This window comes from Actinosynnema sp. NPDC002837 (assembly GCF_040295345.1).
Taxonomy (GTDB): Bacteria; Actinomycetota; Actinomycetes; order Mycobacteriales; family Pseudonocardiaceae; genus Actinosynnema.
Window position 1 is genome coordinate 28,908 of the sequence record NZ_JBEOVG010000082.1, and the last position, 11,581, is coordinate 40,488.

At 73.0% G+C, this 11,581-nt stretch carries 12 protein-coding genes; 4 read left to right on the forward strand and 8 right to left on the reverse strand.

The features are described from left to right. Positions 1-138 precede the first annotated feature (138 nt). The gene (locus ABTZ99_RS35635) at positions 139-594 is read left to right on the forward strand and encodes a carboxymuconolactone decarboxylase family protein (RefSeq protein ID WP_499617678.1); all 456 of its coding nucleotides are present in this window, start codon (positions 139-141) and stop codon (positions 592-594) included. A gap of 179 nt (positions 595-773) precedes the next feature. Then, positions 774-1,418 carry a HEAT repeat domain-containing protein gene (locus ABTZ99_RS35640; protein WP_499617679.1) on the forward strand — a complete coding sequence of 215 codons (645 nt, stop codon included), beginning with the start codon at positions 774-776 and terminating at the stop codon, positions 1,416-1,418. A gap of 129 nt (positions 1,419-1,547) precedes the next feature. On the opposite strand, the gene ABTZ99_RS35645 is transcribed toward ABTZ99_RS35640, so the two are convergent. Together ABTZ99_RS35645 and ABTZ99_RS35650 are read right to left on the reverse strand one after the other, a co-directional pair. Beyond that, positions 1,548-2,729 carry a hypothetical protein gene (locus ABTZ99_RS35645; protein WP_499617680.1) on the reverse strand — a complete coding sequence of 394 codons (1,182 nt, stop codon included), beginning with the start codon at positions 2,727-2,729 and terminating at the stop codon, positions 1,548-1,550. A gap of 135 nt (positions 2,730-2,864) precedes the next feature. Next, positions 2,865-3,371, reverse strand: coding sequence for a hypothetical protein (locus ABTZ99_RS35650; RefSeq protein WP_499617681.1), 507 nt, complete (start codon positions 3,369-3,371; stop codon positions 2,865-2,867). A gap of 109 nt (positions 3,372-3,480) precedes the next feature. Here ABTZ99_RS35650 and ABTZ99_RS35655 point away from each other — a divergent pair, with 109 nt between their 5' ends. Continuing rightward, positions 3,481-4,446, forward strand: coding sequence for a hypothetical protein (locus ABTZ99_RS35655; RefSeq protein ID WP_499617682.1), 966 nt, complete (start codon positions 3,481-3,483; stop codon positions 4,444-4,446). Here the strand turns inward: ABTZ99_RS35655 and ABTZ99_RS35660 are convergent. The 6 genes from ABTZ99_RS35660 to ABTZ99_RS35685 all read right to left on the reverse strand — a co-directional run bounded on the left by ABTZ99_RS35660 (position 4,443) and on the right by ABTZ99_RS35685 (position 8,133). Then, a complete protein-coding gene (locus tag ABTZ99_RS35660; RefSeq protein ID WP_499617683.1) occupies positions 4,443-5,330 on the reverse strand; it encodes a GDSL-type esterase/lipase family protein in 888 nt (295 codons plus the stop codon). The two genes, ABTZ99_RS35655 and ABTZ99_RS35660, sit on opposite strands and share 4 nt — an antisense overlap. An 81-nt stretch (positions 5,331-5,411) precedes the next feature. Beyond that, entirely contained in the window at positions 5,412-5,966 is a 555-nt protein-coding gene (locus ABTZ99_RS35665; RefSeq protein WP_498781045.1) for an HAD domain-containing protein, read from the reverse strand. Beyond that, positions 5,963-6,184, reverse strand: a complete 222-nt coding sequence (locus ABTZ99_RS35670; RefSeq protein ID WP_498781047.1) for a hypothetical protein — start codon at positions 6,182-6,184, stop codon at positions 5,963-5,965. The genes ABTZ99_RS35665 and ABTZ99_RS35670 overlap by 4 nt, the downstream gene beginning before the upstream one ends. Positions 6,185-6,302: 118 nt before the next feature. After that, positions 6,303-6,689 carry a VOC family protein gene (locus tag ABTZ99_RS35675; protein WP_498781059.1) on the reverse strand — a complete coding sequence of 129 codons (387 nt, stop codon included), beginning with the start codon at positions 6,687-6,689 and terminating at the stop codon, positions 6,303-6,305. Then, a complete protein-coding gene (locus ABTZ99_RS35680; RefSeq protein ID WP_499617684.1) occupies positions 6,686-6,979 on the reverse strand; it encodes an ArsR/SmtB family transcription factor in 294 nt (97 codons plus the stop codon). The genes ABTZ99_RS35675 and ABTZ99_RS35680 overlap by 4 nt, the downstream gene beginning before the upstream one ends. Positions 6,980-7,035: 56 nt before the next feature. Further along, entirely contained in the window at positions 7,036-8,133 is a 1,098-nt protein-coding gene (locus ABTZ99_RS35685; protein ID WP_499617685.1) for a toll/interleukin-1 receptor domain-containing protein, read from the reverse strand. 170 nt (positions 8,134-8,303) lie between these two features. Between ABTZ99_RS35685 and ABTZ99_RS35690 the strand changes: the two genes are divergently transcribed. Next, complete coding sequence (locus ABTZ99_RS35690) at positions 8,304-11,528, forward strand: GH92 family glycosyl hydrolase (RefSeq protein ID WP_499617686.1); 3,225 nt, start codon at positions 8,304-8,306, stop codon at positions 11,526-11,528. Positions 11,529-11,581 lie beyond the last annotated feature (53 nt).

An 11,581-nucleotide genomic window follows, 5' to 3' on the forward strand; every position in this document is an offset into this window, starting at 1 on the left:
GCCACCCGCAACCGCAGCGTGACCGGTCGCCGGGACCGCGTCGGCAGGGTCGTCGTCGATCGCGGTCACATCGTCCGCGTCCCATTCGTCAGGGCGTGACAGAGCGAGCGAGGACGATGGAAGAGGAGAGCGAACGACGTGGAACCACGCATGAACCACCCCGCCGCGACGGTGCCCGGCACGATGAAGGCGCTGCTCGCGCTGGGGGAGACCGCCACGCGGGTCGGGCTGCCGGAGTCGCTGCTGGAGCTGGTCAACCTGCGCGCGTCGCAGATCAACGGGTGCGGCGTGTGCGTCGACATGCACGGGAAGGCCCTGCGGAAGCAGGGTGAGTCCGACGAGCGGATCTTCGCGGTCGGCGCCTGGCGGGACACGCCGTACTACACGGAGGCGGAGCGGGCGGCGTTGGCGCTGGCCGAGGCCGTGACCCGGCTGTCCGACCGGCCCGAACCCGTGTCGGACGAGGTCTGGCAGGAGGCCGCGAAGCACTACGACGAGCGGGAGCTCTCGGCCCTGCTGGTCGCCATCGCCACGGTGAACGTGTGGAACCGCCTCAACGCGGCCACCAAGCAGGTGGCGGGCGCCTGGGGCTGAACCCCGGGCGGCGCGGCGCACCCTCGCCGCGCCGCCGGGTTCGGCCCGGGACGTGCCCCCGGTGCGGGCCTCGGCGTGGGACGCTGTGCTCGTCCACCTGGTGCTCGCGCCGACGATCCGGTTCCACCGGCCGGGGGGATGAGCCGGATCGGCCGCTGCTCGGTCGAGAAGGGCTGCTCATGGTCGCCGTCCGCGCGTGGGTCCGGTGGCGGAGGAGGGTGTTCGGCGCTCCTCACCTGGTCGCGCACGACGGGCCCCGGTTCACCCGGTTGCTCGACCTGGCCGGCACCGCTCCGGCCGAGGTGGCGCGGATGGTGACGACGGGCGTCCGAGCCGGTGACCCGGTGGCCGCGTGGTCGATCGCCGTGCTCGCCGCCGGGGGGAAGGCACCCGAGGGCTCGGTGGCGCTGCTGCGTGACGCGGCGTCGGGTGCGGCAGGACCTCTCCTGGTCCGCGTCGCCCAAGCGCTGCGCGTGCTGACCGGTGACGAGTCGTGGGCCGACCCGATCGTCTCGGTCCTGGCCTCGGACCTGGGCGAGCGCGTGCGGTTCGACGCGGCGACCGCCCTCGCCGACTTCGCCCCGACCCCACGGCTGGTCGAGGCCCTCAGCCAGGCGGCCCGCGATCCGGAGTACCTGGTCCGCTACCACGCCGCGGACACCCTGCGCCGCTACGCCGGGCACGACACCGGGATCGCGGACCTGCCCGAGGTGCTGGACGAGATCGCCCGGACGGCCGACGACGAGACCACGCCGGACCGGCGGGCCGACTGGGACGAGGTCGCGGACCGACTCGTGGAGGATGCCTTGCGCCGCTGCGATTGAGACCTTGCCCGGCGACGAGGCCGCGTTCCCCTGAGAGTGGGCGCGTGTCGGACGGCGGCCGATCGTCAGCCTCTCGATGCTTTGTCCAGCATTGCCGAGTTCTGGTGGCGTGGCTGTTCCGCGTGAGCTTCAGGTGCTGGTGGTGTCGCGATCGTCCTCGATCCCCGCGGTGGTCTCGCGGCTGCCGGCCTTCGTCATCTCCTGCTCGCGTGCGCGGAGCTCGGCCTCCCGGATCGCCAGGTAGCGGGCGCGCATCCGGAGGTCTCCGACGTGCTCGACGGCGGTGATCGCGGCGTCCAGCACGCGGTCCATCCACAGCCGGGAGACGCCGTGCATCTGCCGGTCGCCTTCCGCCAGGACCGTCCGGGCGGTGGCCCGGTCGGGCGCCATCGGGACGAGCTGGAAGTGCGCCCTGACGAAGTGCCGCCAGAGCCCCGCTTCCTTCGAGGACCGGTCGGAAGGCATGGCGCCGGCGCATTCGCGCAGCGTTTCCCACGCGTGGGTGAAGTCGCCGGATCTCCGCTGTAGTTCGACGAGGGTGAGCAACCCGACGGCCCTCGTCCAGCCCGGTCCTGCCACGGCGACGGCTTCTTTCTGCACCTCGATCGCCTCGTCGAGGAACCCGAGCTGGGCGAGGTGGAACTGGAGGGTGTTGAGGGTGCGCTCGGTGCGGGGCTGGTGGTCGGCCCACGCGAGCAGGAAGCGGCGGGACGCGTCGTGCTCGCCGAGGCGGGTCGCGTGGTTGGCCCAGGTCCGCAGGCTCTCGGCGGCGGGATCCGACGGGAAGCGCGCCCGTTGGGCCTCCAGCCACTCTTCGACGACGGCGTCGGTGTAGTGGGGTGTGCCGTCCGGATTCCGCGGACTGGCGATCTCGTGCAGGATGCTTTCCCGATCCGGGTGGGAGCTGGACCGCACGGCCTCCACCGTCGCGTCGACACCTGCCGTCAACAGGTGGTGGGCGCGGTAGCCGAGCGCGGTGTCGAAGCTGATGTTCTTGGCTTGCCAGTGCAGCCACACGTCGTCGAGTCGGCGGTGCTCGGCCACCAGGAAACCCGCCAGCTGCAAGTCCGGGGCCAGACCCGACGGCACGGTCTGCCGGTAGCGGCTGATCTCCTGCTGGAGCAGGAACCTCAGCAGCGGCAGGTCCTGCGGTCTCCGGTCGTACTGCAGTGCCCACAGCACGCCGAACCTCGCCTCTCTGTTGAGGTCGTAGGCGTGCCCTTGGTCGTTGCGCGCCGGGGCGAACGCCAGTTCCGCCCAGGTCGAGCGGTCCCGCCGAGCGCGGTCGAGACGCAGGCGTGGCGCTTCCAAAAGACGCTCTTGATCATCCTGTGGGGTCAACGGTTTCCTTTCTCGGGCGGCCCCGACTGCCCGGTGCTGCCCGAGAGCGCGGGCGACGGTCTCGAAGGTGACCGGGCGGCCTTGGAACACCACCGGTCGAGAGAACTAGAGGGGGTCGTACTCCTCGCCTTCCTCGTTGAGCAGCCGGAAGTCGGGCGACAGCTCGGTCAGGGCGGCGCGCAGCCGGATCAGCAACTCGTCGACGGGGACGCGGTCGAGGCCGAGTTCCGCCGAGACCTCGGCCTGGTGCCGGTCGAGGTCCGGCTCGTGCTCGAGGAACTCGGCGAGGGTCGACGCGAAGGCGGCGCGCATGGCGTCGAGGTCCGGTGCCCGCGTCACCACGTCGTGCCACGTCGGCACGCCGACGACCAGCTGGATCGCGGCGGTCGGGTCGGCGGCGAGGACGCCCGCCTCACCTTCGGAGCTCGCGTACAGCACGGGCCCGCCGCACGCGTAGAACGTGCCGCCCGCCGCGTCACCGGCGACGGGGCGGAACTCGCCGTCCCACGACGGCCACACGGGTTCCCCGTGCTCGGCCCGGTCGAGGTCGAAGTCGAAGACGGTCGCCAGCAGTTCCGCGGCACGGGCGTTGCCCTTGATGCGATCGAACACCGCGCAACGATACGTGGACGCCCGTGACGGACCGCGCACCGGTGACGACCGCTCGTGTTCTGGTGAGGTGGGACGGCACCGCGCGCCGCGGCGGCGCGTTCAAGTGGGTGTGAACGGGGGGAACGAGATCGAAGAGCAGCCGCAGCCGCCGCGTTGGGCGGTGTGGGTGGCACGTGCCGTCGCCGTGGTGATCGTGGTGCCGGTGCGGGTGGCGTGGGAGTGGTTGAAGGTCGTCGGCCGGGCCGTGCTGCGTCCGTTGGCGGCGGTGGCCAGGTGGGTCTGGGCCGTCGTTCGCGCGATGGGTCGGTGGGTGCGGCGGTGGGTCCTCGTGCCGCTCGGGGCCGGGGTGCGGTGGGTGGTGGGCGCGCTCGGCTCCGCGCTGCGGTGGGTCGGCAGGACGCTGGTGCGGTTCGTGTTCAGGCCGCTCGGGGTGGTGCTGCGGGCCGTCTTCCGTGCGGTGGACCGGGTGCTCGCGGTGGTGGGCGCCGGGGTGCGGTGGGTGTTCCGGGCCTTGGCGCGATTCGTGCTGCGACCCGCCGGTCGCGGGCTGGGCCGGGTGTTCGCGCCGGTCGGCCGGTGGTTGCGGACGGCGGACGTGGCCGTCGAGGACTTCGTGCGCCGGGTCGTCGGCGCGGTCGGGTGGGTGCTGCGGGTGGTGGTGCGCCGGCCGCTGGCGTGGTGCTGGCGGACGCTCGTCGTGGGGCCCGCGCGGTGGTTGTGGCGCGAAGTGGTCGTGCGCGTCGCGCGGGGTCTCTGGTGGCTGGTGCGGCTCTTCGCGAGGGCGCTGGGCTGGGCGTTCCGCCTGGTGGGGCGGGGGTTGGCGATGGTCGCGCGGGTGGCCGGGGACGCCCTGGTCTGGGCTTGGCGGCTGCTGGGGCGGGTGTTCCGCGCGGTGGTCGTGCCGCCGGTCCGGTGGGTCTACCGGGTGGTGCTGGCGCCCGTCGGCCGCGCGATCAGGCACGTGTGGCGCGCCGTCGTGGTCGCTCCGGCGCGGTGGGTGCGCGAGTCGGTGGTCGAGCCGGTGCGGTTGGCCGGTCGGCGGGTGCGCGCCGCGTTCGGCGGACGTGAGCGCTAGCGGGCGGCGAGCACGGCGGTGGCGATCGCCTCGTGGCCGGCGGGCGTGGGGTGCACGTCGGTGTGCTCGCAGAAGTACGTCAGCTCGCACACCTTCGCCACCGGGGTCGGTATCGCGCCGTAGACCGGGTCCTGGGTGGTCTCCGTCAACGGGCCGTAGCCGCCGGTCGTCGCGGTGACGTCGACGAACCGCGCCCCGACCTTCTCGTACTCGGACTTGAGGGCGGCGTTGAAGAAGTCGCGGAACAGCGACACCGACAGGCGCGCGAGGTCCTGGCCGTTCGGGAACGCGGGGGAGACCCACGCGCCGAGGAACACGTCCGGGTAGGTCAGGCCCACGATCGGGGTGTCGCCGGCGGCCTCGCGCAGGGCGGGCAGGGTGGCGGCCAGGTTGGTCCGGACGGCGGCCACCGCCTGGGACGCGCACGTCAACGCGTCCCGCGCCTGCGCGCACGGCGCCAGGTCGTTGCCGCCGATCACCACGGTCACCAGGCCGATGCGCCCCCGGTGCTCGCGCAGCGCCTGCACGGCCGCGTCGAGCTGGGTGCGGCCCGCGGGGTCCGGCGCGCCGGGGCCCCGGTTGCCGGGCGCGCAGCCCGGCTCGGCGCGCAGCTGCGCGGACGTGGCGCCGCTGCACGCTAGGTTGATCAACCGCAGGTCCGACCGCTCGGCGACGAGGTAGGCGAAGCCGTCGCCGCCGGCGGGCGCGTTCGGCGGCCGGTAGCCCGTGGCGTAGGAGTCGCCCAACGACACGTACACGCGCTCGCCGGCCGGCGTGCCGGTGGAACGCTCCGTCGTCGTGGGAGTCGTGGTGGGCGCCTCGGTGCACGCTCCGAGGGACGCCAGCAGCACCCCGATCAGCGCGATCCGCCGAAGTCCCGGCACGGCAACCCCTTCCTGCCCGTCGTGTCCCGATCACCCAGGCTACCTCCCGGCGGAACGGTCCACCGGCCGTCCACTGTGGACCTACCGGATGGTCGCGGCCCACGCCCGGACGTCGTCCAGGTGCTCGGGTCCCAGCCCGCGGCGGGGGTCGACGTGGCACAGGTTGGTCGGCACGCCCGCCCGGTGCCGGACGAACCACGCCCGAGCGTCGTCGTACCCGACGTCGTGCTCGTCGTCGAACCACGCCAGCGGCCGCCCGTCCGCGTAACCCGCGACGGCCCGCCACTTCCAGTCCCCGTCGGGGCGCCACCCGTCGTCGAAGTCCGGGAACTCGATCACCGGCAACGCGGGCAGACCGATGGCGGGCGCGACGAGCGCGTTCGCCAGGTGCATCCACGTCGTGGCCCACACCAGCTCCAGGCCGGTGTCCTCGGCCAACGCCCGGAGCAGGGCGCCGTGCTCGGGGTTCAGCCACACCCGCAACCCCTTGTACCGGCGCGCGTCACGGCCGGAGTGCCAGGTCCCGCGCCGGGTGTGCCGGAACGTCCGGTAGCCGGCGGGGCGGCGGTGCGGGTTCGCGGCGTACGGGTTCAGCGGTCCGTCCACGTCCAGCAGCAGCAAGCCGCGCGCCGTCATGCCGACCGGCTCTCGGAGGCGTCGCCAACCGGGCGGGCCATCCCGGCGTGCCACCGCGTGCTCGAAGTCGCCGAGCTCGGCCCGCCGGGCACAGGCGCCACGTGCGGGTGGTGCTGCCCGTCGATGTCGGCGGCGTACGCGACGGTTGCGCCGTCCGGCGACTGGGCGACGTCGGAGCGGAACCTCTGTCTCGCCGCGTAGCCGCGGTACTCGGTCATGCTCTTCCCCCGGAAGTGGTGGCCGCAGCGGCCTCATCGACACCGCGACGCGGACAGGCTCGCGACACCGGCCCGAACTGCCTTTTGACCGGCCGGTGTCGCGTGGTCCGGGCAGGGCCTACTTGTACTGGGCGATCTGGATCAGGTTGCCGCAGGTGTCGTCCAGCACCGCGGTGACGACGGGGCCCATCTCCAAGGGCTCCTGGGTGAACCGGACGCCGAGCCCGCGCAGCCGGTCGTACTCGGCGCGCACGTCGTCCACGGCGAAGGCGGTGGCCGGGATGCCGTCCGCGACCAGCGCGTCCTTGTACGGCTTCACCGCGGGGTGGCCGCTGGGCTCCAGCAGCAGTTCGGTGCCGTCGGGATCGTCGGGCGAGACCACGGTCAGCCAGCGGTCCTCGCCCACCGGGACGTCGTTCTTCTTCACGAAGCCCAGCACGTCGGTGTAGAAGCTCAGGGCCTTGGCCTGGTCGTCGACGAAGACGCTGGACAGGTGGATCCTCATGGGGTGTTCTCCGGTGCTTCGGGCCTGAGCCACCGCGTCACGATGAGCTCGAGCGGATCGGTGTTCAACTCGTGGAACTTGTAGCGGCCCTCGCGCCGCGACCGGACCAGGCCCGCCGCCTCCAGCACGGCCAGGTGCTGGCTGACCGCCTGCCTGGTCAGCCCGAGGTCGTACTTGGTCAGCAGCCGCGCGCAGATCTCGAACAGGGTCTGGCCGTCGCGTTCGACCAGTTCGTCGAGGATGCGTCGACGGGTGCGGTCGGCCAGCGCCTTGAAGAGTTCCTCCGCCACGACCCCACCATAGGCAAGTGACCGCTTGCCTGCAAGTGAGGGCTTGCCTGTCGTGCCTAGTCCAGGACGACGTCGTCCCCCGGCCGGCCGAGGTGCCGGACCCGGTAGGTGATCGTGGACAGCGGCACGTTGCGCACGAAGAACACCCTCGACGGCGTCCCGGTCGACGGCGTGATGCCGCTGCCGTCGAAGCAGAGGTCGTCGATGCCGAGCACGTCGTACAGGAAGTGGTCGGCGCCGTGCGGGGTGTACCGGCGTTCCCCTGTCGTGCAGCTGCCGTACCACCGGGACTGGTCGGGGGAGTAGTAATCGCGCGGCGGGCGGCCGAGGGCGGCGAGCTCCTCCGCGGTCGCGGTGAAGCGGGCCGCGCGCCTCGGGTCGGACAGGATGCGGAACGCGGCCTTCCAGGTGCCCGGCATCAGGTCGAGCTTGCGCCGGTTCAGGTCGCCGACCTCGAACGTGAGGGCCGTCCACGGCACGTCGGAGTTCTCGACCCGGTCGAAGGCGTCGCCGATCAGCAGGTTGGACAGCACCTGCCGCAGCGTGCGGTGGCGTTGTTCGTCGTGGTCGCCGATGAACACGTACGCGCGAGCGGGCAGCCCGAGCCGGCCGTCCCGGTCGAAGCTCGCGGTCGGCACGAGGCGGACGGCCCGCCGGACCGCCGCACGGGCGACGTGCCGCCGCCGGATCTCCGCCGCCGACATGGCCAGCCGGGACCGCAGCGCGCTCGTCAGGCGATCGGCGACACCGGTGAGCCCGCCCGACTCGGCGACCGAGATGCCGTGCTTGAGGCGCAGGCCGTACGGCAGGTCGACGGTGAGGCCCGGCTCGTCCAGCAGGATCGGCACGACGCGGTGCGCGCCGTGCCCGCGGTCGTCCTCGTGGCCGTCCTCGCGGCGGGCGAGGTCGAGCGCCCTGGCGATCTCCTCGCGCTGGTAGTAGGCGGCGTCCGTGCGCGGGGAGATCAGCACGAGCGTGACGGCGGCCCGGCCCTGCGCGGCGGAGAGCCGGGCGCCCCAATCGTCGCCCGGCAGCAGGCTCCGGTGGTCGAGGAACACCCGGAACAGGGGGCTGAGCAGGTCGTGCAGGGTCGCCGCGGCCTCCCGGTCGGGGCCGGCGTAAGCGATGAAGAAGTCCCACCGGTCCTCGGCCACGCGCCCAAGCTACCGCCGCCGTGCCCGCACGCCACGCGGTTCGGAATTTGACCGGTCAGGGTGTGCGGCAGGGCTGGACGACCGGGGGAGTGGTGCGCGAGAGTCGAGGCCGGTGACCCGGGCACGCGGGTCGCCTGACAACGTTGTCACCCAGAGAGGTCACCCTGCCGATGCCGCTCAGACGAGGCAACACGCTCCTGCTCGCCGCCGCGCTGGCCCTCATGGGCGCACCGGTGGTCGCGGCGCCCGCCGCTGCCGCCGACGTGGACCCGACCACCTTGGTGAACCCGTTCGTCGGCACGCAGAACTTCGGCAACACCTTCCCCGGCGCGAGCCTGCCGTTCGGCATGGTGCAGGTCAGCCCGGACACCGGTGGCCAGGGCGGTTACGACTACGAGCAGCAGGAGATCCACGGCTTCAGCCAGACGCACCTGTCCGGCGTCGGCTGCGGCGTCGCGGGCGAGCTGCCGGTCATGCCGACGACCGGCCCGGTGGACAACGTTGACACCGCCGGTTACCGGTCGAGGTACTCGCACGGCGACGAGGAGGCGCGGCCGGGCTACTACCGCGTCGGGCTGTCCCGCTACGGGGTGAACGCCGAGCTGACCGCCACGCCGCGCACCGGCTGGCAGCGCCACACGTTTCCGGCGGGTACGCAGGCGAACGTCCTGTTCAACACCGGCAAGGCCAACCAGCAGGTGCTGGACTCCGAGGTGCACGTCGTCGGCGACCGGACCGTCGAGGGCCGGATCAAGGCCGGGCGGTTCTGCGCCGGGCACGACGAGCACACCGTGTACTTCACCGCCACGTTCGACCGGCCGTTCGCGAGCTTCGGCACGTGGCGCGGCACGACCCGCGCGCCGGGCGTGCCGGACGCGGCGGGCCAGGGCGGCAACGGCGCCTGGGTGACCTTCGACGCCACGGCCGACCGGGACGTGGTGCTCAAGGTCGGCCTGTCCTACACCGGGATGGACGGCGCGCGGAAGAACCTCGCCGCCGAGACCGGCGACTCCTACGACTTCGACGCGACGAAGGACCGGGCGCACCAGACCTGGGTGCGGCGGCTGGACTCCATCAAGATCGACGGTGGCGCGCCGGAGCGGCGGACCGCGTTCTACACCGCGCTGTACCACTCGTTGCTGCACCCGAACCTGGCCGGTGACGTGGACGGCCGGTACCTGGGCTTCGACGGCCGAGCGCACGTCGCGGACGGCTTCACGCCCTACCAGAACCTGTCGTTGTGGGACACCTACCGGCCGCAGAACCAGCTGTTGGAGCTGCTGGAACCCGAGGTCGCCCGGGACGTGGCCCTGTCGGTGGTGGCGAGCGGCCGCGACGGCGGGTGGTTGCCGCGCTGGGCGCTGGTCAACAGCGAGACCAACATCATGACCGGCGACCCGGTGACGCCGTTCCTGGTCGAGGCGTGGTCGAAGGGCCTGCTCGCCGGGCACGAGGAAGAGGCGTACGAGCTGCTCAAGCGCAACGCCACCAGCGTCCCGCCGGCCGACTCGCCGTACAACGGGCGGTCCGGTGTGGACTTCTACCTCGACCGCGGCTACATCCCGTCCGGCCTGAAGCTCGGCGTCGACTGCGCGCACAAGGGCGGCGACAACGACTGCGTGCACCCGGCGTCGGCGACGCTGGAGTACGCGGCGGCCGACGCGTCGCTCGCCATCATGGCGCGCGGCCTGGGCAAGCACGACGACGCGCGCGTGCTCGCCGAGCGCGGGCAGTGGTACCGCAACCTGTGGGACGCCTCGACCGGCCACTTCCGGCCCCGCACGGCCGAGGGCACGTGGGTGACGCCGTACAACCCGGTCGACGCCGGTCACCAGTTCCACGAGGGCGGCGCGTTCCAGTACCAGTGGCTGGTGCCGCAGGACCCGAACGGCCTGGTGCAGCTGATGGGCGGCCGGCGGGCGACCGAGCAGCGGCTGGACGCGTTCTTCGCCTACGACGAGCTGCTCGCCGACCCTGCCGGGACCGTGCGCGAGGACTGGATCACGCAGCCGTACGACTACTACGGCAAGCCGACGTACAACCCGAACAACGAACCCGACCTGCTCGCGCCGTACTTCTACCTGTCCACCGGCACGCCGTCGAAGACGGCGACCGTGGTGCGCGCGGCGATGACGTTGTTCACCACCGGTCCGGACGGCATGACCGGCAACGACGACCTGGGCACGATGTCGGCCTGGTACGTGTTCTCGTCGCTCGGCCTGTACCCGACGATGAGCGGCGGCGACTTCCTCGCGCTGTCCAGCCCGCAGTTCCCGGGCGCGACCGTCCGAACGGGGCAGAAGACGCTGACCATCACCGCGCCGGGGGCCAGTGACGCCAACCGGTACGTCCAGCAGGTGTCGTTCAACGGCCAGGACGTGCGCAAGACGTGGCTGGACTGGGACACCGTGGCGGGCGGCGGCACGTTGGCGCACCGGCTCGGCACCGCGCCGTCCTCCTGGGGCACCGGTCCCGGCGCCGAGCCGCCGTCGGTCAACCGCGCGCAGGCCGACGGGCGGCGGCACGTGGACGCGTCGCTGCGCCAGGCGTCGGCGGTCGTGCCGACGGCGGACGCGCCGCAGACCGTCGAGCTGACCCTGGACGTGCTCGTCCAGGCGCCCGGCACGGTGCCGGTCGGCATCACGGCGACCGCGCCGGACGGCTGGTCGGTGACGACCACCGGGCAGCTGGTGATCAAGTCGGGCCGGTTGCCGACCCAGCGGTCGGTGGGGGTGGTGGTGACGGTGCCGGCCGGCACGCCGATCGGCCGCTACCCGGTGCGGGTCACCGTCGCGGGGCCGAACACCGTGGTGCGCGAGGCGGTGGTGGACGTCCGGAAGGCGGCGACGTGCGCGGTGGCGGGCGCGCAGTGCGCGGTCGACCTGGCCGGTGAGCTCAACCACGACGGCACGGCCACCGTCGCCGCGTCCCACCAGGGCAACTTCGACGGCTCGGGCTGGAGTTACGACGCCGCGCTGCTGCCCGCACCCGGCCCGGTGGTGCTGGGCGGCGTGACCTACCAGGCGCCGGACGCGTCCGGCACGGCGGCGAACTTCGTCGAGGCACGCGGGCAGGCGATGCTGCTGCCCGGCGGCCGGCACTCGGCGCTGCGACTCGTGGCGGCGTCGCACAACGGCCCGGTGACCACGGCGGTGACCGTCCGGTACGCCGACGGCAGCACGGCGGAGGCGGCCATGACGGTCGGCGACTGGGCAGGCTCCGGCAGCACGGTGGTGCTGGAGATGCCCCACCGCATCAAGGCGGGTCAGGGCGTGGACGGCCCGCCGGTGCGCCTGTTCGGCCTCTCCCTGCCGCTCGACCCGGCCAAGGCGGTGCACTCCGTGACCCTGCCCGACGACCCGCGGGTGGAGGTGTACGCGATCACGCTGGCGTAGCCGACGCGGTCCACCGTTCGCCGGCAGCCAGGGCCGCGTGGCCCTGGCTGCCG